Raw genomic sequence first — 22,522 nt, forward strand, 5'->3', positions numbered from 1 at the left:
AAAAATTGAAACGGCTTTTTCTTTTTAAGCTTCTGCTGTAGGCCCTCCCATAGAGAATTGCATCCCCGGATCCCCACCTTTCGATTCTTTAATAGGTCCGTGCATAGCTTCGAACTTTCTTAAATTATCTGCCAATGCTTTATACAAACGTTTGGCATGTTCTGGTGTTAAAATAATCCTAGACTTAACCTTTCCCTTAGGAACACCTGGCATCATCTTTACAAAGTCAATAATAAATTCAGCATGAGAGTGAGTGATAACTGCCATATTTGAATATTGGCCTTCTGCTACTTCATCGCTTAACTCAATATTGAGTTTATTTTGCTTTAAATTATTATCTGACATAATTCTATTTTTTAATCGTTATGACCTAAACTTTCTTCGCGACTCATTAATAAAGCTTGGTACTCTTCACTAGAACCAACAATTAAGTTTTCATATTCTCTTAATCCAGTTCCTGCAGGAATTAAATGTCCAACGATAACGTTTTCTTTCAATCCTAGTAAGTGATCACGCTTAGCATTAATAGCAGCATTGGTCAATACTTTGGTTGTTTCCTGGAAAGAAGCGGCAGAAATGAAACTCTTAGTTTGAAGAGAAGCACGAGTAATCCCTTGCAATACCTGACGCCCTGTAGCTGGCTTAGCATCTCTAGAAGTAATTAATGCTAAATCTTTACGACGCAACATCGAATTATCTTCTCTCAGCTTTCTGGCAGTTATAATCTGTCCTGCAACTACTTCAGTACTATCACCTGGATCTTCAACTACTTTCTGTCCGAAAATGAAATCATTTTCTTCCAAGAAGTCAATACGATTCGCCAATTCTCCTTCTAAAAACTTAGTATCTCCTTGGTCCATAATCTCAACTTTACGCATCATCTGGCGAACAATCACCTCAAAATGCTTATCATTGATCTTTACCCCCTGAAGTCGATATACTTCCTGAATCTCATTCACAATATATTCTTGAACCTTCATAGGTCCTTTAATTGCTAAAATATCGGCAGGAGTCATAGCACCTTCTGATAATGGAGTACCTGATTTTACGAAGTCATTTTCTTGAGCCAAAATTTGTTTTGATGTTGCAATCAAATATTTCTTTTGCTCATTAGTTTTACTTGTAATAATTACCTCTCTATTACCACGCTTCAATTTCTTACCAAAGCTAACAACACCGTCAATTTCAGCAACCTTAGCAGGATCAGATGGGTTACGTGCTTCGAATAACTCAGTTACTCTTGGCAGACCACCAGTAATATCACCAGACTTACCAACTGCACGAGGAATCTTCACTAAAATTTCTCCTGCTTTGATACTGTCCTTCTCGTTTACAATAATATGAGAACCAACTGGAATATCATATATTTTAACAACTTCCCCAGCAGAATTTAATATTCTGATATTAGGGTTGATACCTTTTTTCTTAGTCTCAATAACTACTTTATCTTGGAATCCAGTTTGCTCATCAGATTCTACTCTAAATGTGATACCTTGAATAATATTCTCAAATGCGACCTTACCTTTAACTTCAGATATGATAACCGCATTATAAGGATCCCACTCACAGATGACATCTTCTTTCTTTAAAGTATCTCCAGGCTTTTTATAAAGTTTCGAACCATAAGGAATATTGGAAGAAGCTAGTGCAACATTGGTTTTCTTATCTACAATTTTCATTTCTGCAGAACGTCCAATAACCACATTATACTTTTCTCCTTCAGAATCTACATATTCAATAGTTCTTAGTTCATCGATAACTAATTCTCCATCGAACTTAGACATGATCTTTGAAGCAGTAGCAATATTAGAAGCAGTACCCCCAACGTGGAAAGTTCTCAATGTCAACTGGGTTCCTGGTTCACCAATAGACTGAGCTGCAATAACACCAACAGCCTCTCCTTTTTGAACCATTCTTCCACTTGCAAGGTTACGTCCATAACATTTAGCACAAACACCTTTTTTAGATTCACAAGTTAATACCGAACGAATCTCTACTGATTCGATTCCAGCAGTTTCGATTTCTTTAGCTATCTCCTCAGTTATATGATCTCCACCAGCAACGATTAACTCTTTTGTTACAGGATGATAAACTTCATAAACTGTTGTTCTACCAAGAATTCTTTCATAAATGGTTTCTACAGTTTCTTCACCTTTCTTTAAAGCTGTAACTGAAAGACCTCTTAATGTACCACAATCAGGTTCAGAAATAATAACATCTTGTGCAACATCGACTAAACGACGTGTAAGATAACCAGCATCAGCAGTTTTAAGCGCAGTATCGGCCAAACCTTTACGAGCACCGTGAGTTGAAATAAAGTACTCTAATACTGATAGACCTTCTTTAAAGTTAGAAAGAATAGGATTCTCAATAATCTCTCCTCCAGAAGCACCAGACTTTTGTGGCTTAGCCATCAATCCCCTCATACCACTTAACTGACGAATTTGTTCTTTAGACCCCCTAGCTCCAGAGTCAAGCATCATATAAACTGAATTAAATCCTTGCTTATCCTTAATTAACTCAGTCATTAATGTATGAGTTAAATGAGAATTGGCATGGGTCCAAATATCAATAATCTGATTATATCTTTCCGTATTAGTAATGAAACCCATATTATAGTTATTCATTACTTCATTTACTTCTTGATTGGCATCAATAACTAACTGCTCTTTAATCTCAGGGATGATTACATCACCGAGGTTAAATGACAATCCGCCTTTGAAAGCCATATTATAACCAATGGATTTAATATCATCAAGGAATTTGGTTGTTTTAGCAGTACCAAATACTTTAATCATATCACCAATAATATCTCTTAAAGATTTCTTAGTTAACAATTGGTTGATATAAGCAAAGCCTCTAGGAACAACTTGGTTGAAAAGTACTCTTCCCACAGTCGTTTCAATAAGGTGATTTACTTCTTCACCATCAACCATATCATAAACTTTAACCTTAATTATGGCATGAAGATCAACACTTTTCTCATTATAAGCGATAATTACTTCTTCAGGAGAATAGAAAGTATAGCCTTCTCCTTTAACAACTAATTCCTCAGTAGATTTTCTTGGCTTGGTCATATAATACAGACCCAATACCATATCCTGAGAAGGTACCGTAATAGGTGCACCGTTAGCAGGGTTCAAAATATTATGAGAAGCTAACATCAAAGTTTGGGCTTCCAAAATAGCAGCATTTCCAAGTGGAACGTGAACAGCCATCTGGTCACCATCAAAATCCGCATTAAAAGCAGTACAAACTAATGGGTGAAGCTGTATCGCTTTTCCTTCAATTAGTTTAGGTTGGAAAGCCTGAATACCCAACCTGTGCAGTGTAGGAGCACGGTTTAGCATAACAGGATGTCCTTTTAAAATATTTTCAAGGATATCCCAAACAACAGGATCTTTTCTATCCACTATTTTCTTAGCCGATTTTACAGTCTTTACTATACCTCTCTCCAGTAATTTACGTATAATGAAAGGTTTGAAGAGCTCGGAGGCCATACCCTTAGGCAAACCACACTCATTCAATTTCAATTCAGGACCAACAACAATTACAGAACGTCCAGAATAATCCACACGTTTACCAAGTAAGTTCTGACGGAAACGACCTTGCTTACCTTTCAAACTATCACTTAGAGATTTGAGTGCGCGATTACTATCTGTTTTAACTGAATTCGCTTTTCTTGAATTATCATATAATGAATCCACAGCTTCTTGTAACATACGTTTTTCATTACGCATAATTACATCAGGAGCTTTGATTTCTATCAATCTTTTTAATCGATTATTTCTAATGATAACACGACGATATAAATCATTTAAATCAGAAGTAGCAAAACGGCCACCATCAAGAGGAACCAAGGGACGCAATTCTGGTGGAATTACAGGAACCACTTTAACAATCATCCACTCAGGACGATTTTCAATTCTTGATTGTGCTTCACGAAAAGCTTCAAAAACTTGCAGACGTTTTAGTGCATCTTGTTTACGTTGCTGTGAAGTTTCAGTATTTGCCTTATGTCTTAGTTCAAATGATACCTTATCGAGATCAAGATTTGAAAGGATGTCATAAATGGCATCAGCTCCCATCTTTGCAACGAACTTATCAGGATTACTATCATCTAGAGATTGGTTTTCCATTGGAATAGTCTCTAGAATATCGAAATATTCTTCTTCCGTTAAGAAATCCATTTTATTTAAATCCGTACCGTCAACATTACGAGCAATACCAGGGTTAATCACCACATAGCGTTCATAATATATAATAGTATCTAATTTTTTAGATTGAAGACCTAAAAGGGCTCCAATTTTATTTGGCAAGGAACGGAAAAACCAGATATGCGAAACAGGAACAACTAACTGAATATGACCCATTCTCTCGCGTCGAACTTTCTTTTCAGTAACTTCAACACCACAACGATCACAAACGATTCCTTTGTATCTAATTCTTTTATATTTCCCACAATGACACTCATAATCTTTTACAGGCCCAAAAATACGCTCACAAAACAAACCATCACGTTCTGGTTTATAAGTTCTGTAATTTATAGTTTCAGGTTTCAAAACCTCTCCACTAGACTGCTCCAGAATTTGTTCTGGAGAAGCTAGACTAATGGTTATGGAATTAAAACTTCCCTGTGTAAGATAATTTTCTTTTCTAAAAGCCATATTTACAATGTATTATAAATCTGAGTTATTATAACTCCTTACTTATCAAAATTAACACTCAATCCTAAACCTTTAAGTTCATGTACTAAAACATTAAACGATTCAGGAATACCAGGCTTTGGCATATTATCACCCTTAACTATAGCTTCATAAGCTTTAGCACGGCCAATAACATCATCAGACTTAATGGTAAGAATTTCTTGAAGAACGTTGGCAGCACCAAATGCTTCAACAGCCCAAACTTCCATCTCACCAAAACGCTGACCACCAAACTGGGCTTTACCTCCAAGAGGTTGCTGCGTAATTAATGAGTAAGGTCCAATAGAACGAGCGTGCATCTTGTCATCCACCATGTGGTGAAGTTTCAACATATAGATATATCCAACAGTTGCCATTTGATCGAAGCGTTCCCCTGTTCCACCATCATAAAGATGCACCGCACCATTCATAGGAAGATTAGCTTGACGCATATAATCATTTATTTGATCAAGAGAAGCACCATCAAAAATTGGGGTTGAGAATCGTAAGCCAAGCTCTTTACCAGCCCACCCAAGAACAGTTTCGTAAATCTGTCCCAAGTTCATTCTTGAAGGTACTCCTAGTGGATTCAATACGATATCTACAGGAGAACCATCTTTTAAGAATGGCATATCTTCTTCACGAACAATCTTAGCAACAATACCTTTGTTACCGTGACGGCCCGCCATTTTATCACCAACTTTTAATTTTCTTTTCTTAGCCACATAAACTTTTGCCATTTGAACAATACCACTTGGTAATTCATCACCAATAGTAGTCATCATTTTATTTCTGTTCACTTCAGCTAAAGCTTGCTTATATTTCAAGGTGAAATTATTAATGACTTCTTTAATCATGTCATTCTTCTCGGAATCTGTAGTCCATCCAATAGGATTTACATTTAGATAATCGATACTCATTAATAATTTCTGAGAGAATTTAGATTTCTTAGGAATGATAGGCTCATTATAATTATCATAAACACCTTGACTTGTCTTACCACTAACTAAAACGATCAACTTGTCGACTAGTTTATTCTTTAATTCAGCTACTTCCTTTTGGAAAGTTTCCTCTAATGTATCAATTAGATCTTTTTCTTTAGATTTTGATCTACGATCTCTTATCTTTCTTGAGAACAACATTTTATTAATAACAACACCAATCATCGATGGAGGTGCTTTTAATGAAGCATCCTTTACATCACCAGCTTTATCACCAAAGATAGCACGTAATAATTTCTCTTCTGGTGTTGGATCACTTTCACCTTTTGGTGTAATCTTTCCAATCAAAATATCACCCGCAGTAATATCAGCACCAATTCTAATGATACCATTTTCATCCAAATCCTTAGTCGCTTCAGCACTAATATTAGGAATATCATTAGTTAACTCTTCCACTCCACGTTTTGTATCTCTTACTTCTAGAGTAAATTCTTCAACGTGAACAGAAGTAAAAATGTCTTCTTTAACAACTTTTTCAGAGATAACAATAGCATCCTCAAAGTTATAACCTTTCCAAGGCATGAAAGCCACTTTCAAGTTTCTACCAAGAGCTAATTCACCATTTTGAGTCGCATAGCCTTCACATAATACTTGACCTTTAACAACTTTGTCTCCACGTTTAACGATAGGGCGAAGATTTACACTAGTATTCTGGTTGGTGCGCATGAATTTTGGTAAACTATATTTCTTGATATCATCATCAAAACTTACCAATCGAGCTCTTTCGTCACGAGAATAACGAATAACAATTTCTTTAGCATCCACATATTCTACAACACCCTCGCCTTCTGCATTTATAAGCACACGAGAATCACGAGCTACATTACCTTCAATTCCTGTTCCAACAATTGGAGCCTCAGAATTCAATAAAGGCACTGCTTGACGCATCATGTTTGAACCCATTAAAGCACGGTTAGCATCATCATGCTCCAAGAATGGAATCAAAGAAGCAGCTATAGATGCTATTTGGTTAGGAGCAGTATCGATAAGGTCTACTTCTTCTTTCGGAATAATAGGATAATCCGCAAGTGAACGAGCTTTAACTTTATCTCTTTCGATAACTCCATCATCACTCATTAAAGTAGTAGCTTGAGCAATAATCTTGTTTTCTTCTTGCTCTGCACTTAGATATATAGGATCTTCAAATTTCTTAACAACACCTTTTTCTACTTTATAATAAGGTGTTTCTATAAAACCTAGTTTATCAATTTTCGCATAAACACATAGTGAAGATATCAAACCAATGTTTGGACCCTCAGGAGTTTCAATAGTACATAAACGACCATAGTGAGTATAGTGGACATCACGCACCTCAAAACCAGCTCTTTCTCTAGACAGTCCACCTGGACCTAGAGCAGAAATTCTTCTCTTGTGTGTTAACTCAGAAAGTGGATTTGTTTGATCCATAAACTGAGACAATTGATTCGTTCCAAAGAAGGAGTTAATAACAGACGATAATGTTTTAGCATTAATCAATTCTGTTGGAGTAAATACTTCGTTATCACGAACATTCATTCTTTCACGGATAGTACGAGCCATACGAGCTAAACCAACACCAAATTGCTGATATAGTTGTTCTCCAACTGTTCTAACTCTACGATTACTTAAGTGATCAATATCATCAACATCAGTTTTTGAATTAACCAGTTTAATTAAATACTTGATGATATGAATAATGTCTTCTTTCGTTAATACTCTAGTGTCTAAACTAGTACTTAGTTGAAGTTTAGTATTAATTCTATAACGACCCACTTCACCTAAATCATAACGACTATCAGAAAAGAATAATTTATCGATGATACCACGAGCAGTTTCTTCATCTGGTGGCTCAGCGTTTCTTAACTGACGATATATATATTCAACAGCTTCTTTCTCACTGTTGGCAGAATCTTTTTGTAAAGTATTAAAAATAATAGCATAATCCTTACTAGCTTCAGAATCCTTATGAATAAAAATAGTTTTAATTCCAGAATCTAAAATCGCTTCAATATGCTCTTTTTCAATGATGGTTTCACGCTCAATAATAACGTCCGTTCTTTCAATAGAAACAACTTCTCCAGTATCTTCATCAACGAAATCTTCTATCCATTTACGAACAACATGAGCGGCAAGTCTATTTCCGACAACTCTTTTCAGTCCAGTTTTAGAAACTTTTATTTCTTGAGCTAAATCAAATATTTCTAAAATATCTTTATCACTTTCATAACCAATTGCTCTAAGCAATGTCGTTACAGGTAATTTTTTCTTTCTATCGATATAGGCATAAAGAACACCATTGATATCAGTAGAGAATTCCATCCAAGATCCCTTAAAAGGAATGATTCGAGCAGAATATAATTGGGTTCCGTTGGCATGACGACTTTGTCCAAAGAAAACACCAGGAGAACGATGCAACTGTGATACAATTACTCGTTCAGCGCCATTAACAATAAAAGTACCTTTGGGAGTCATATAAGGAATCATCCCTAAATAAACATCTTGTATGATAGTTTCAAAATCCTCATGTTCAGGATCTGTACAATATAATTTCAACTTTGCTTTTAGAGGTACGCTATAAGTTAAGCCTCGATATACACACTCATCCATAGAGTATCTTGGAGGATCAACAAAATAGTCGATAAATTCTAATACAAAGTTATTTCTTGCATCTGTTATAGGAAAATTCTCGCTAAATACTTTGAACAATCCTTCATTAATTCTATTTTCAGGATTTGTTTCCAGTTGGAAATACTCCTGAAAAGATTTAAGTTGAATATCAAGAAAGTCAGGGTAATCCAGCTGAATTTTTGATGATGCAAATTTTATTCGGTCTGTTTGATAAGTTGCCAACGCTTAAAATTTTTAATGATTATGATATTGACGAAAAAGACTCTTGAATATACGACGAAAAATAGACAAGCAGAATTACTCTGCTTTGCCTATTTTCATAGTATTAGTAATATGTAATAATTACTTAATTTCTACCTCAGCTCCAGCTTCTTCTAAAGAAGTTTTCAATGCTTCAGCTTCGTCTTTAGTAACACCTTCTTTTAATGGAGCAGGTGCGCTATCAACTAATCCTTTAGCTTCTTTAAGTCCTAAGCTAGTTAATTCTTTAACTAGTTTAACAACAGCTAATTTAGATGCACCAGCTGCTTTTAAAATTACGTCAAAAGAAGTTTGTTCCTCAGCTGCTTCGTCTCCACCAGCTGCAGGACCTGCCATTGCTACTGCAGCTGCTGCAGGCTCAATACCATATTCTTCTTTAAGGACTTCTGCTAATTCGTTTACTTCTTTAACAGTTAAGTTTACTAACTGTTCTGCAAATGCTTTAATATCTGCCATTTTATTTAAATTTAAATTGTTTCTAATATAAAAAATTATTCAGGACGCTCTGATAATGTCTTTACTAAGCCTGCAATAGTATTTCCACCACTTTGAAGTGCAGAAATCACATTTTTAGCAGGAGACTGTAGTAACATAACGATATCACCAATAAGTTCCTCTTTTGATTTGATGTTTGCTAATACATCGAGTTGATCATCACCGATATACACTGACTCTTCAACATAAGCACCTTTTAACATTGGAATACTACCTTTTTTTCTAAAACCTTTAATAAGTTTAGCAGGTGCATTACCAACATTTGAAAACATAATTGATGAATTGCCTTTAAGTACTTCGTATATATCATCGAAGTTCTTGTCAGACTCATCCATAGCTAGTTTAAGCAAGGTGTTCTTAGCTACAACCAACTTAACCTCTTTCTTAAAAGACTCTCTACGTAGTTTACTAGTATCTTCGGCATTTAAACCTGCGATATCAGTAACATACAAATGAGCGTACTCATCTATTGTTGCCTTTAAAGATGCGATTAATTGATTTTTATTTTCTTTCCTCATACTATAATCGTTTATAGATTGCCGAAAATTACGTTATATATTGCTATTGGGTAACTGACTTCAGATCAACCTGAATTCCAGGACTCATAGTACTGCTTATAAAGATACTTTTTACATAAGTACCTTTAGCTGCAGCAGGTTTCATTTTAAGAACAAGAGTAATCAATTCTCTAGCATTTTCCAGAATCTGTTCAGGAGTGAACGATACCCTAGCAACACCAGAATGGATGATACCAAACTTGTCAACTTTAAAATCAATTTTACCTGCTTTAGCAGCAGTTACAGCTTTACCAATTTCCATGGTAACTGTACCTGTTTTTGGATTAGGCATTAAGCCTCTAGGTCCAAGAATTCTACCAAGTGCACCAACTTTTGGCATTACACTAGGCATGGTGATCACGACATCAATATCCGTCCAACCGCTTTTAATCTTAGCGACATACTCGTCAAGACCAACATAATCAGCTCCGGCTGCTTTAGCTTCTTCTTCTTTATCTGGTGTACAAAGTACTAACACTTTGAGCTCTTTACCTGTTCCATGAGGAAGTGTTACAGATCCACGTACCATTTGATTGGCTTTACGTGGGTCTACTCCCAAACGAATGTCAAGATCAACTGAAGCATCAAATTTAGTCATTGTAATTTTCTTTACAACTTCTGCAGCTTCACTCAAAGAATAGACTTTAGTAGCATCATACTTTGCTAAAGCTTCTTTTCTGTTTTTTGTGATTTTACCCATTTAATTTAATTTTTACATTAAGTATACAAATACTCTAGAAAGGTCTTTCACCTTTAATTTTAACACCCATACTACGGGCCGTACCAGCTACCATACTCATACATGATTCAACTGTGAAGGCATTCATGTCAACCATTTTTCCTTCAGCAATTCCTCTTACTTGTTCCCAAGTAATTGTAGCCACTTTAACTCTATTAGGTTCTGGTGAACCTTTTTTAAGTTTTGCAGCTTCCATGATCTGTACAGCAACAGGAGGCGTTTTCAAGATAAAGTCAAAAGACTTATCCTTATACACTGTAATAATAACAGGAATTGTTTTTCCTGCTTGTTCCTGTGTACGCGCATTAAATTGCTTACAAAATTCCATAATATTCACTCCCTTAGCACCTAATGCAGGTCCTACTGGTGGTGATGGATTTGCAGCTCCTCCTTTGATTTGCAACTTAATTAATCCACTAACTTCTTTAGCCATTTTTAATATTTAAAAGGATTAATAAGAAATGATTTATGACTCTTTACTTACTTGCATAAACCCTAGTTCCAATGGAGTCTTTCTTCCGAAAATCTTCACCATCACTTTAAGTTTACGTTTTTCCTCGTTGATTTCTTCAATAATTCCAGTGAAACTATTAAAAGGTCCATCGATGACTGTAACCGATTCTCCAACAATAAATGGAACACTTAATTCTTCGCCTTTCTCACCTAATTCATCAACTTTTCCAAGTATTCGCTTCACTTCTGAAGCACGAATAGGTTCTGGCTCGCCTTTGGTTCCAAGAAAACCAATAACATTAGGAACATTTTTTACGGTATGCATTATTTCACCTTCCAAATTGGAAACTTCTATTAACACATATCCAGGAAAATAATTCCTTTCTTTAATGATCTTTTTACCGTTTCGAATCTGATACACCTTCTCGGTAGGAATCAGTATTTGCGAGATATTGTCTTGATATTTAAGTCGCCTTATCTCACTTTCGAGATATTCCTTAACTTTCTTTTCCTTCCCACTAACGGCTCTGACTACATACCATTTTTTCTTTTGCTCGCTCATACTAAATCAATAGAGGTTTTCAAGAGATTAAATCAAATAACTATAATGAAACTATACTATTATTAACTAAAGAGGCCATAAAAGCCATCTAAAAGTTCTCTAAACGAAATATCCATCAAAAATACCATAAAGGCAATAATAAGGGAAGCAATGGATACTACAATAGCACTGTTTTGGAGTTCATTCCAAGTAGGCCAGGAAACCTTATGAACTAATTCATTATATGAATCCTTAGCGTAATTTATCAAACCCATGTTATATAAAGTTTAATTAAAATTTGCACGGGTGGTAGGACTCGAACCCACGACTCCTGGTTTTGGAGACCAGAGCTCTACCAACTGAGCTACACCCGTGTTTGAAACAACTTGATATATGCTAGAGGCACTTTGCAGTACCTCTAGCTCGATACCAAATTTAATTTCACTATTTATTTTTTCAAGAAATCGTAACCTATATGATTTCAGTAACCTGACCAGCACCAACTGTTCTACCACCTTCACGAATCGCGAAGCGTAAACCTTTAGTCATTGCGATCTCAGCGATTAATTTCACTTCGATAGTCAAGTTATCACCAGGCATTACCATTTCAACACCTTCTGGAAGGAAGATCTCACCAGTAACATCTGTTGTTCTGAAATAGAACTGAGGACGATATTTATTATGGAATGGAGTGTGACGTCCACCTTCTTCTTTCTTCAAGATATAAACTTCAGCTTTGAAATGTGCATGAGGAGTTACAGTATCTTTTGCAGCGATTACCATACCTCTTTTGATCTCATTCTTATCAATACCTCTTAATAATAAACCAGCGTTATCACCAGCCATACCAGTATCAAGAATCTTACGGAACATTTCTACTCCTGTAACAACTGATTTCAATTTCTCAGCACCCATACCGATAATATCAACAGGGTCACCAGTATTGATGATACCAGTTTCAATTCTACCTGTAGCAACAGTACCACGACCAGTAATTGAGAATACATCCTCAACAGGCATTAGGAATGGCTTATCTTTATCACGTTCTGGAAGTGGAATCCAAGTATCACAAGCATCCATTAATTCCATAATCTTTTCTACCCACTTGCCTTCCAAGTTCAATCCACCTAAAGCAGATCCTTGGATTACTGGAGTATTATCACCATCGAATTTGTAGAAATCTAATAATTCTCTGATTTCCATCTCTACTAATTCCAAAAGCTCTTCATCATCTACCATATCTACCTTGTTCATAAAAACAACTAGACGAGGTACACCTACCTGACGAGCTAATAGGATATGCTCACGTGTTTGTGGCATTGGACCATCAGTAGCAGCTACAACGATAATCGCACCGTCCATTTGGGCAGCACCAGTTACCATGTTCTTTACGTAATCCGCGTGACCAGGACAGTCAACGTGGGCATAGTGACGAGTTGCAGTTTGATACTCAACGTGAGCAGTATTAATTGTAATACCCCTTTCTTTTTCTTCAGGTGCATTATCAATAGAATCAAAACTTGCGATTTCAGACAATCCTTTTTCGGCTAATACAGTTGTAATAGCAGCAGTTAAAGTTGTTTTACCATGATCAACGTGACCAATAGTACCTATGTTCACGTGCTCTTTCGACCTATCAAATTTTTCTTTAGCCATATCGAAATTATTATTATTATAATGAAATTAAATTTATTACTTTTTTTGTTCTTGAGCCGATGATGAGAATTGAACTCATGACCTCTTCCTTACCAAGGAAACGCTCTACCCCTGAGCTACATCGGCAGCATTCTAGAAATAGAACTTAGAGCGGGAGACCGGGCTCGAACCGGCCACCTAAAGCTTGGAAGGCTTTCGCTCTACCAAATGAGCTACTCCCGCTTGAGCTATTCCTAAGTTAAGATGTCTAGTTTCTATACTTAATACTAAAAACATCATTACTCAATACATTCTATTTAAGAACTTTTTTTGTGGGGGGAGGAGGATTCGAACCTCCGAAGGCTTAGCCAACAGATTTACAGTCTGCCCCATTTGACCGCTCTGGAATCCCCCCAACTATTTACTAGAGCCGATGAACGGACTCGAACCGCCGACCGGCTGATTACAAATCAGCTGCTCTACCAACTGAGCTACATCGGCATCGTTTCTCTTGTAAATATAGTATTCATCATACTTTCAATGAACTTGCTGCAATAAAAAAGCAGCCCTTGTTTAAAAAGGACTGCAAAAATATAAACTCTGTTGTTATAAACAAAACTTTTTTTACTTTTTTTCACCAATTTAGGTTCTTGTTTTTTCTTTATGCTTAACAAGCTGGTTTCTAACCGCTTCGTATGCTTGATCGAATGCCTCTTCAAAACTAATTGCTTGTCGTTTTGAAAACATTTCGCTACCTGTAACCAAAACTTTGAGTTCGGCCACCTTATTTTCACGAGTCTCTGACTTATCGAGACGCAAATTGACATTTGCACCAAGTATTGGATCGTAAAAGGTGTTCAACTTTGAAACTTTAGTATTGATACGTGCTTCTAATTTTTGATCTGCATCAAAATGAATGGATTGAATGTCTACTTTCATTTAACCTCCTTTTTTAAGCTTTTGGGTGAGCTTGTTGATAAACCTTTTTTAATTTTTCTATAGTATTATGAGTATACACTTGTGTTGCTGCCAAACTAGCATGACCTAATAATTCTTTAACTGCATTTAGATCCGCGCCATTATTCAACATGTGCGTTGCAAATGTATGCCTTAATACATGAGGACTTTTTTTATCCTGTGTACTTACTGTGCTAAGATAGGTATTAACTATTCTATAAACAAGCTTTGGATACATCTTTTTGCCTTTTTCTGTAAGAAATAACCCCTCTGTTTTTGATTCTACAATAAAATGCTTTTCTCTTAAGGCTATGTACTTTTTTAAACTTGTCAATAAATGGGGCAATAGAGGCAAAATCCTCTCTTTATTTCTTTTTCCCAAGACCTTTATTTGCCCCAAACTCAAATCTATTTGATTCAATGTTAATCCAATTAATTCCGCTCGCCTAATACCAGTGGAGTAAAATAAATCAACAATCAGCTTATCTCTATACTCAACATATGACGATTCATCCACTTCCATATCCGTGACCAATTCCATTTTAGACTCCTCTATAAAGATAGGAAGTCGTTTTTTTTGTTTGGGCCCTTGTATTTTCAAACTAGGATTTTTCTTTATTATTTCTTGTCTAGATAAATACTTAAAAAATGATTTCACTGAGCTTGTTTTTCTGTTGATTGATCTGGCGGTTAAACCTTCATCCATTAAACTAGCTAACCAGCTTCTTATCATTTGATCAGAAATAGCATTCATCTCTTCAACTCCAAAATCATTATTCACAAAATCAAGGAACTGCTCAAGATCAACTTTGTAGGCTGAGCATGTATGCAAACTATAACGCTTCTCATACTCTAAATAACTCATAAAACCACATAAGGGATCGTTCATAACACCTTTTCTTAATACGTAAGGCTAAATTACACAATTTAGACTCCTCTATCTCTTAAAATATCTTAATGAAAACATAAAAAAAGACTGTTTCATTTAAATGAAACAGTCTTTTGTTTAAATTACAGACAATTTACTACTCTTCTTGAGCTTGTAAATGCTGTACATAAATAGCCTTGAGTTTTTGCTCACGTTTTCTTACGGTAGGCTTGATATAGGTTTTACGAGCTCTTAATTCTTTAACAACTCCAGTTCTCTCGAACTTTCTCTTTAACTTCTTTAAGGCTCTATCAATATTTTCGCCTTCCTTTACCGGAACAATAATCATACTAAATACGCTCTCTTTCTTTTAAATTAATTATTAAATAACGAACTGCACATCAGCATTTTAATAAAAATGCGGCTAGTTTCGGGGCACAAAAATAGTTTATTTTATTTATTTAGCAATATTATTTTAAAAAATAAGTATCATTTTCAAACTCAAGGTTTTAAGATTTTAATAGGCTCAAGGTACTATTAATACTAAATAATTAATATCTTTGACCCACACAAATACCAACATTCCAAGAAATATTTATATTATTTTTAAGGAAGAATTATGTTTCAAAATGGTAGCCTTGCTCCTATTTACAAAAACAAAAGCATTTTACAATTTACTACTGGCGTCAGTCTTTCTAGACTGGCTTGTGTTTTTTATATGATTATGTTTTTGAATGTAAATTCATTTGGGCAAAACTTTAATTGTATCGAATCTTGGTTAATATGTACATACCAGACAGTTACCTATCCTGGGGGACTTGATTTTGACGATGCAGAAATTGGTCCAGACTATGCTTGTTTAAATCAACAGAGAAATCCTGCTTGGTTTCACATGCAAATTGAACAGGTCGGCGATATTGAACTCAATATATACAACCCTGATGAAGAAGATGTTGATTTTATCTGCTGGGGACCTTTTGACAGCCCCTATGGAGCTTGTACTGATCAATTAGCATCTATTAATGAAGTGGACTGTTCCTATAGTTACACTTGGAACGAATACTGCAATATTCCTTCGGAAAATATGAATGTTGGAGATTATTATATTCTAGTAGTCATGAATTACTCTCAAGACCCATGCACAGTTACTATTGAAAAATCTGATGGGGCTGGTGAAACAGCATGTTCTGATATGATTATTAACCCCTCCAGTAATAGCCCAGTTTGTGAAGGGAATACCATCGAATTGTATGCTTCTCCCGATGGAGGCTCTTATACTTGGTTAGGCCCTAATGATTACATTTCCACCGAGCAAAACCCTATAATCACAAATGCTACTGAAGACCATATTGGCACCTACACACTTCATGTCTCCACCTCTGAAGGAAGCAGTAACCCTACTTCTATATTTGTTGATGTGAGCGAAAGCGCAGTAGCCGATTATAGTTTTACAAGCGCTTGCGCTCAACAAGCTACTCAATTTACTGATTTATCCACTTCTAATTCAGAAATTAGCTGGAGTTGGGATTTTGGAGATGGACATTCATCAACAGAACAAAACCCCGAACATATCTATTCCTATAGCGGAGTGTTTGAAGTAACCCTTACCATTGATAATGGAGGCTGTATTGACAATATCACTAAATCGGTTACCGTTACCGAAATCCCCACTGCAAACTTTTCATACTCTTTTGATAACGGAGTAGAGTGTGGAGAATCTGAAATCCAATTTACCGATGAGTCTTTATTTGAAAACACCGTGACTTGGAATTGGGATTTTGGAGATGGAAATATTTCAAATATCCAAAACCCAACATATACTTATTTCACTGGAGGAATTTATACGGTAACCTTGACGATAGAGAATGAAAATGCATGCTCCCATTCTATAAGTCAAAGCATTTCAATATATGAGCCTCCTAATATATACTTTTCTTTTACTGAAGATTGTGAGAACCAAGCTACCTTTTTCAATGATAGTGATCATATTAATATGGAAACTACCACCTCTTGGTTCTATGAGTTTGGCGACAATAATACCTCATCACAATCTAATCCTAGTCATGTTTACGATGCCCCTGGCGACTATAATGTCACATTTAGCATAACAGATGAAAATGGCTGTTCTAATAGTATTACTAGAAGTGTTAAAGTATTTCATAATCCAATAGCTAACTTTTCTAACAATACCGTCTGCGAGGGAAAAACAACTTTATTTAACAATTTATCTTATTGTCCTAGTTCTTATACGCCAGTAAATTCTTGGTATTGGGATTTTGGGGATGGAAATACCTCAATCGAAGAAAATCCAAGTCATACTTACTCAATTCAGAACAATAACTATTTTAATGTTACTCTGACAGTTGAAACAACAGCGGGATGCAGTAGCTCTTTATCAAAAACAGTTGAGATTTTAGAATCACCTCAGACGGAATTTAGTTATCAATTTAACAATGGTGCCCCTTGTCAATTTTCCGAAATACAATTTATTGATGAAAGTACAAGCTCCCAAGGAAATATCGAGACTTGGAATTGGTTTTTTGGTAATGGAGACAACTCAAACCAACAGAATCCTAACTATACCTATACAAATTCCGGTACCTATTCAGTGGAGTTAAGGGTGGGGAATTCTGGAGGATGCTATTCAAACAGTATTCAAACTATTGAAATAATTGGCAGTCCTGAAGTTGACTTCTCCTTTACCGAAGTATGTCTAGGGTCTACAACAGACTTTATTGATAGTGATTATAGTAATTCATCAGAAATAAATTCGTGGTCATATGAATTTGGGGATGGCAACACCGGAAACAGCTCAGATCCTTCTCACACCTACACCTCAACTGGAGAGTATTTCGTTCATCTAGAAGTCTTTGACATATACGGGTGCAGTAACTCAGTCTCTCACTCACTAAATGTATTTGAAGTTCCTGTTGCTGACTTTAGCTATGATTTATCTTGCCAATCTAACCCAACACATTTTACTGATTTATCAACCATTATCAGCCAGTCCACACCTATCAATCAATGGTCTTGGAGTTTTGGCGATGGTGGTTCTTCATCAAACCAGAACCCTAGTTATATTTATCCTCCAACTAGTGTGATTAACTATAACGTAAGTTTAGAAGTTGGAACATCCGAAGGTTGTACCAATAGTATTTCGAAACCAGTAGAAGTACTTCCCAGTCCACACGCCAATTTCAACTACGAAGCCTTAAATGGCACCTTTTGTCCTGGGGGTGATATTAGTTTTACCGACCTAAGCACTAGTCTGAGTTATGATATTACAAATTGGTATTGGAATTTTGGTGATTCAAATTTTTCAACGGTAACAAACCCAATTCACGAATACGATAGCCCTGGCACTTATAACGTAACTTTAACAGTAACCAATTCTGCCTCATGCATCCATGTTATCCAAAAACAAATCATTATCAATTTAGCACCTGAAATTGATTTTAGTTTTACCCCAGCCTGCTTAGGGTCGTCGACCCTATTCACAGATAGCGACTTTATCGATGTAGAAAATACTAGTGTTTGGGCATATGATTTTGGGGATGGAAACTTCTCTAACCAATCCGACCCGTCGCACTCCTATTCTACTAGTGGAGATTTTAATGTGATTTTTTCTATTACCGATATTAATGGTTGCCAGAACGCCATCGACCACATCGTGCCTGTCTACGAAAATCCAATATCTGAGTTTAGTTTTGATACCATTTGCTTCGGTGCCTACACCAATTTTAATGATTTATCCTCCTCAGATGTAGGAATAACTACTTGGGAATGGGATTTTGGAGATGGTAATATTAGTTCCGTCTCCAGCCCTACACATTTATACACACAAGCTGGCCTCTACACTGTAACACTGCTGGTGGAAAATGAAAACTCTTGTATTGATCAAGTCACGCATAGTGTTTGGGTAAAAAACAACCCGATTAGCGATTTCTCTTTCTCCTACACCAATGGAGGAGCTTGTGAAAACACTACTATTCATTTTTCAGATAACAGTGAAGCTATAGAAGGAAATATTGCTTCTTGGAATTGGAGTTTTGGTGATGGCAATTACTCTGAAGAACCAAACCCTTTTCATATTTACTCAATTGCAGGAAATCATAATGTCACACTCAGCGTCATGAACTCTATTGGATGTTCAAACACCATTCAAATACCCATTCAAATTTATGAAAATCCAGAAGTAGACTTTTCCTATACTGAGGCATGTCTCGGCACCCCCACAGAGTTCAACGACTCCGATTTCATAAATATGGGGGCAATAAGTATTTGGGATTATGATTTTGGAGATGGCCTGTCGAGTAATTACTCAAACCCTACTCATGAATACACAACTGACGGAGAATTTATAGTAAACCTAAGTATTATCGATACCAATAACTGTACGAACAATAAAAGCCATATGGTTCCAGTTTACAACGCTCCTATCACTAATTTTAGATCTGACACCGTCTGTTTTAATACCCCAACTAGTTTTACAGATCTTTCTCAACCTCAATCAGCTATTGATTTCTGGATTTGGAATTTTGGAGACACAGAAACTAGTACTGAACAAAATCCAAATCATTTATATAATAATCCTGGTTATTATGAGATTCAATTAATTGCTGGTAACGATGCCGGTTGTAGTGATACTATTACTAAAACAGCCTGGGTTTGGGAGCCACCAGTTGCCAATTTCATTAGCAGTGATACCGCATGTACTGAAGGATTAGTATATTTCTGTGACAGCTCTTACTCCAACGAGAACAATATAAATTATTTAAAGTGGAATTTCCCTGATGGTCATATTTCTTTCGATCCAGAAACATATTTTGTGTTTTTGGATATTGGATACTATTATGATGTGAGCTTATTGATAAAAGACGAAAGAGGATGTAGAGATTCTATTACAAAAAATATTTTTATTAAGCCTGAATTACAAATAGGATTTCAGGCTGATACCGTTTGTTTTGGTGATACTACAGAACTATCCACCTTTATTATTAAACCTGATGAAGATAGTATTTCTTATTATACTTGGGAATTTCAAGATGGAAGCCCTCAACTGATTAGCACAAATAATAAAACGCTTCATAAATTTATAAATCCTGGAGAATTTGAAGTGACTCTACAAGCCACGAATATAAATGGTTGTATTGACGAAGTCAGAAAACAAGTTAAAATATGGGAAAACCCTATTTCATCATACCAATTCACAGAAAGCTATTGTAATGACAGCAGCATCTTTACTGATGAAAGTATTGCTGCAGACACCCCCCTAACTTACTGGAAATGGAACTATGGAGATGGAGAACATCTAGAAATACATAGCCCTAATTCCCCAGACCATTTCCACCATTACCCTCCTCTATATGGAGCTTATCACAGCAGCTTATATATTCAAGACATAAATGGCTGCTCAGACATAAGTATGCAAGAAATCAATCATTACCCTTGTGTCTTGGTACATTATTATAATGACACCAACTGGATTTGTCAAAATACTCCAGCTGTTTTTATTGATAGCACCTATACCAATTCAGATTATTCTATCACAAGTAAAGCAATATATTTTGGGGATGGTAGTATGCAAAATATCCCTGTAGAACAAGATACTATCTATTATCAATACCAATATCCTGGAAACTATCAAACAAAATTATTAATCAAATATCAGATTGAAGATTTGATTATTAAAGACAGTTCTGAAAAAGAAGTTGAAATTTTAGCAAGCCCCCAAGTCAGCTTTAGCGTAAATGAAGTATGTTATGGTCAAATTTCAGAATTTCAAAATGAATCAAGTATCAATAATGCAGAATTTGAATGGGTAAGCTGGAACTTAGGAAATGGTGTAGATTCAATTTACCAATATTCTCCAGGAGCAAATACTTTTTCTTATTTGTATAATGAAGATGGTCCCTACAATGTTCAGTTAAAAATGACTGCTAATAACAATTGTAGCGATAGTTTACTGCTCAACACCACTATTCATCCAAAACCTAAAATAGGTTTTTTTGCAGATAGTACTATCCATTGTGGAGAAGCAAAGATTCAATTTATCGACACCAGTTATATTAATACCGGCACAATTGCAGAACGTCTATGGATATTCGGAGATGGTGCGATAAATACAACCAATAGAGATACTGTTTATCATATTTATGAGGAGGGTATATATAATGTGAAATTAGAAAATATTTCAGACCATTTTTGTAAAAGCATTTTAGAGCTAGAGGACTACCTCCTCATCAATCCTATTATAGATGCTGATTTCCTATTAGATCCTGAAGAAATAAGTGTTAGTAATTCATCAGAGATTGAGGTCACCAATTTAGTTAACGAAGACCCATATATTAGATGGCTATTATCAGATACAATTGTATGGGAAAACACATACGAACCTCATATTGGCGATAGCATATACGACACGGGGTATTATAGCCTAAAGCTTATTACCATGAATGATTATGGTTGCCAAGATACCATGGAGAAATTCTTTTATGTATTCCCAGTTTATAACTTGTATGTACCTTCTGGATTTTCACCAAACGGAAATGGAATAAACGAGACCTTTGGACCTATTGGAAAATATTTCGAAATGGAATCATACGACTTAAAAATTTATAATAGATGGGGAAAGCTTTTCTTCCATAGTCAAGATTATTTCCACCATTGGGATGGAAAAATGCAAGATGGCACACCTGCCGATATTGGCAGTTATGCTTGGATAATTAGGGTTAAGGATTTAAATGGCAACCACAAAGTAATGAAAGGTTCCGTAACTTTACTGCTTTAAAAAAACCCAAGCCCCTTGGAATTTATTACGATACTTTGCTAAAGATTCATTTGCATCTACTTCGGATTCTAGTTTATCGATAGCAACCCTAACTCTTCCTTGCTCTTCAATTAACTGTGCATTGGGATAACCCATCTGATGATAACTATCAATGGCCGCTTGTGCATCTGCCTTTTTTTTATAACTACCTATAATAATATAATAGTGCTTTGCCTTTACAGTGTTACTTGATGAACTCATTTGACTAGCTACCGGCACAATCAATTCATTTGGGATGGATTTATTCATTATTCTTTCTCCAGTTTCGCAGACGATGGTATTTAATTCAACATCCTCCTTTTCTCCCAACCAAAGCAAAACATAACCATCATAGATACCGAGACCAATACTCCTCCAAACCTTATCTTTCCATTTTTCGGTATTACTGAGCATGGCTGCGGTATATTCTATACTGGTCCAAAACTCTACCACATTATCCAAATTTAATTCTTGGTTATCCCAATAAGTAATCTCCCAAGCCTTACCAGGATAAGAAGTTAATTCTTTAGCTTTATCCTTAATATCGTTTTTCCTATTCTGATCGGCAGGAAAACAGAATGATTTCCAATCACTATTTGCTGACCAAGAATGCATATTACAATCCTCTCCAATCGGATAGTTTTGAGACAAATCTTTGGCGTGGGTTTTAGCCACAAAACATAAAGAATTACTTAAGGTAATGGGTTCAAGCATCAGTTTAGCACGATATTGATTGATGAGTTCGTATAATTGATACTCTTTTTGGGTAATACAAAAATCTTCAGGGATGGATTTATTCTGACCCAAAACACCAATGGCAAAAAGTAATAAAACAATAAATAGAGAAAATATTTTTTTCATGTACATCGTATAAATAAGTGTAAAACTACAAAACCTATAGAATTTACATATGAA

At 35.6% G+C, this 22,522-nt stretch carries 15 protein-coding genes and 5 tRNA genes; 1 reads left to right on the forward strand and 19 read right to left on the reverse strand.

The features are described 5' to 3' along the window. Window positions 1-24 precede the first annotated feature (24 nt). The 18 genes from HNS40_RS04450 to rpsU form a co-directional block, all read right to left on the reverse strand. Window positions 25-345 (reverse strand): DUF3467 domain-containing protein, encoded by a 321-nt coding sequence (locus HNS40_RS04450; protein ID WP_172278099.1) that lies wholly within the window; start codon window positions 343-345, stop codon window positions 25-27. Window positions 346-356: 11 nt separating this feature from the next. Next, on the reverse strand, window positions 357-4,667 hold the full coding sequence (gene rpoC / locus HNS40_RS04455) for a DNA-directed RNA polymerase subunit beta' (RefSeq protein WP_172278101.1): 4,311 nt from the start codon (window positions 4,665-4,667) through the stop codon (window positions 357-359). Between the two features lie 38 nt (window positions 4,668-4,705). Beyond that, a complete protein-coding gene (gene rpoB, locus HNS40_RS04460) occupies window positions 4,706-8,515 on the reverse strand; it encodes a DNA-directed RNA polymerase subunit beta (protein ID WP_172278103.1) in 3,810 nt (1,269 codons plus the stop codon). A 120-nt stretch (window positions 8,516-8,635) separates the two neighbouring features. After that, window positions 8,636-9,010, reverse strand: a complete 375-nt coding sequence (gene rplL / locus HNS40_RS04465) for a 50S ribosomal protein L7/L12 (protein ID WP_172278105.1) — start codon at window positions 9,008-9,010, stop codon at window positions 8,636-8,638. Between the two features lie 35 nt (window positions 9,011-9,045). After that, entirely contained in the window at window positions 9,046-9,567 is a 522-nt protein-coding gene (gene rplJ / locus HNS40_RS04470) for a 50S ribosomal protein L10 (protein WP_172278107.1), read from the reverse strand. Window positions 9,568-9,610: 43 nt separating this feature from the next. Next, the gene (rplA, locus tag HNS40_RS04475) at window positions 9,611-10,306 is read right to left on the reverse strand and encodes a 50S ribosomal protein L1 (RefSeq protein WP_172278109.1); all 696 of its coding nucleotides are present in this window, start codon (window positions 10,304-10,306) and stop codon (window positions 9,611-9,613) included. A 34-nt stretch (window positions 10,307-10,340) separates the two neighbouring features. Continuing rightward, window positions 10,341-10,778 (reverse strand): 50S ribosomal protein L11, encoded by a 438-nt coding sequence (gene rplK, locus HNS40_RS04480; RefSeq protein ID WP_172278111.1) that lies wholly within the window; start codon window positions 10,776-10,778, stop codon window positions 10,341-10,343. 33 nt (window positions 10,779-10,811) lie between these two features. Beyond that, the gene (gene nusG, locus HNS40_RS04485; protein ID WP_172278113.1) at window positions 10,812-11,360 is read right to left on the reverse strand and encodes a transcription termination/antitermination protein NusG; all 549 of its coding nucleotides are present in this window, start codon (window positions 11,358-11,360) and stop codon (window positions 10,812-10,814) included. 62 nt (window positions 11,361-11,422) lie between these two features. Further along, window positions 11,423-11,614, reverse strand: coding sequence for a preprotein translocase subunit SecE (gene secE, locus HNS40_RS04490; RefSeq protein ID WP_172278115.1), 192 nt, complete (start codon window positions 11,612-11,614; stop codon window positions 11,423-11,425). A gap of 26 nt (window positions 11,615-11,640) precedes the next feature. Further along, window positions 11,641-11,713 (reverse strand) — tRNA-Trp (locus HNS40_RS04495). Window positions 11,714-11,810: 97 nt separating this feature from the next. Then, entirely contained in the window at window positions 11,811-12,995 is a 1,185-nt protein-coding gene (gene tuf / locus HNS40_RS04500; RefSeq protein ID WP_172278117.1) for an elongation factor Tu, read from the reverse strand. Between the two features lie 54 nt (window positions 12,996-13,049). Next, window positions 13,050-13,121 (reverse strand) — tRNA-Thr (locus HNS40_RS04505). Between the two features lie 23 nt (window positions 13,122-13,144). Continuing rightward, window positions 13,145-13,217, reverse strand: a tRNA-Gly gene (locus tag HNS40_RS04510). Between the two features lie 90 nt (window positions 13,218-13,307). After that, a tRNA-Tyr gene (locus HNS40_RS04515) sits at window positions 13,308-13,389 on the reverse strand. Between the two features lie 13 nt (window positions 13,390-13,402). Continuing rightward, window positions 13,403-13,475: transfer RNA gene (locus HNS40_RS04520), tRNA-Thr, on the reverse strand. Window positions 13,476-13,616: 141 nt separating this feature from the next. After that, on the reverse strand, window positions 13,617-13,913 hold the full coding sequence (locus HNS40_RS04525) for an HPF/RaiA family ribosome-associated protein (protein WP_172278119.1): 297 nt from the start codon (window positions 13,911-13,913) through the stop codon (window positions 13,617-13,619). Window positions 13,914-13,926: 13 nt separating this feature from the next. Continuing rightward, window positions 13,927-14,820: a tyrosine-type recombinase/integrase gene (locus HNS40_RS04530; RefSeq protein ID WP_172278121.1), complete on the reverse strand. Its 894-nt coding sequence runs from the start codon at window positions 14,818-14,820 to the stop codon at window positions 13,927-13,929. A 136-nt stretch (window positions 14,821-14,956) separates the two neighbouring features. Further along, window positions 14,957-15,148, reverse strand: a complete 192-nt coding sequence (gene rpsU / locus HNS40_RS04535; protein WP_172278123.1) for a 30S ribosomal protein S21 — start codon at window positions 15,146-15,148, stop codon at window positions 14,957-14,959. Between the two features lie 270 nt (window positions 15,149-15,418). On the opposite strand from rpsU, the gene HNS40_RS04540 reads away from it, so the two are divergent. Continuing rightward, window positions 15,419-21,589 carry a PKD domain-containing protein gene (locus HNS40_RS04540; protein ID WP_172278125.1) on the forward strand — a complete coding sequence of 2,057 codons (6,171 nt, stop codon included), beginning with the start codon at window positions 15,419-15,421 and terminating at the stop codon, window positions 21,587-21,589. Here the strand turns inward: HNS40_RS04540 and HNS40_RS04545 are convergent. Then, the gene (locus HNS40_RS04545; RefSeq protein ID WP_172278128.1) at window positions 21,578-22,468 is read right to left on the reverse strand and encodes an SPOR domain-containing protein; all 891 of its coding nucleotides are present in this window, start codon (window positions 22,466-22,468) and stop codon (window positions 21,578-21,580) included. The two genes, HNS40_RS04540 and HNS40_RS04545, sit on opposite strands and share 12 nt — an antisense overlap. Window positions 22,469-22,522: the final 54 nt, after the last annotated feature.

Source organism: Lentimicrobium sp. S6 (assembly GCF_013166635.1).
Classification (GTDB): Bacteria; Bacteroidota; Bacteroidia; order Bacteroidales; family UBA12170; genus UBA12170.

Coding starts and splice junctions, on each gene's coding strand:
- rplJ (WP_172278107.1), bottom strand. CDS start 9,567: ATGAGGAAAGAAAATAAAAATCAATTAATCGCATCTTTAAAGGCAACA.
- rpoC (WP_172278101.1), bottom strand. CDS start 4,667: ATGGCTTTTAGAAAAGAAAATTATCTTACACAGGGAAGTTTTAATTCC.
- HNS40_RS04545 (WP_172278128.1), bottom strand. CDS start 22,468: ATGAAAAAAATATTTTCTCTATTTATTGTTTTATTACTTTTTGCCATT.
- rplK (WP_172278111.1), bottom strand. CDS start 10,778: ATGGCTAAAGAAGTTAGTGGATTAATTAAGTTGCAAATCAAAGGAGGA.
- HNS40_RS04450 (WP_172278099.1), bottom strand. CDS start 345: ATGTCAGATAATAATTTAAAGCAAAATAAACTCAATATTGAGTTAAGC.
- rpsU (WP_172278123.1), bottom strand. CDS start 15,148: ATGATTATTGTTCCGGTAAAGGAAGGCGAAAATATTGATAGAGCCTTA.
- tuf (WP_172278117.1), bottom strand. CDS start 12,995: ATGGCTAAAGAAAAATTTGATAGGTCGAAAGAGCACGTGAACATAGGT.
- rplA (WP_172278109.1), bottom strand. CDS start 10,306: ATGGGTAAAATCACAAAAAACAGAAAAGAAGCTTTAGCAAAGTATGAT.
- HNS40_RS04530 (WP_172278121.1), bottom strand. CDS start 14,820: ATGAACGATCCCTTATGTGGTTTTATGAGTTATTTAGAGTATGAGAAG.
- rplL (WP_172278105.1), bottom strand. CDS start 9,010: ATGGCAGATATTAAAGCATTTGCAGAACAGTTAGTAAACTTAACTGTT.
- HNS40_RS04525 (WP_172278119.1), bottom strand. CDS start 13,913: ATGAAAGTAGACATTCAATCCATTCATTTTGATGCAGATCAAAAATTA.
- HNS40_RS04540 (WP_172278125.1), top strand. CDS start 15,419: ATGTTTCAAAATGGTAGCCTTGCTCCTATTTACAAAAACAAAAGCATT.
- nusG (WP_172278113.1), bottom strand. CDS start 11,360: ATGAGCGAGCAAAAGAAAAAATGGTATGTAGTCAGAGCCGTTAGTGGG.
- secE (WP_172278115.1), bottom strand. CDS start 11,614: ATGGGTTTGATAAATTACGCTAAGGATTCATATAATGAATTAGTTCAT.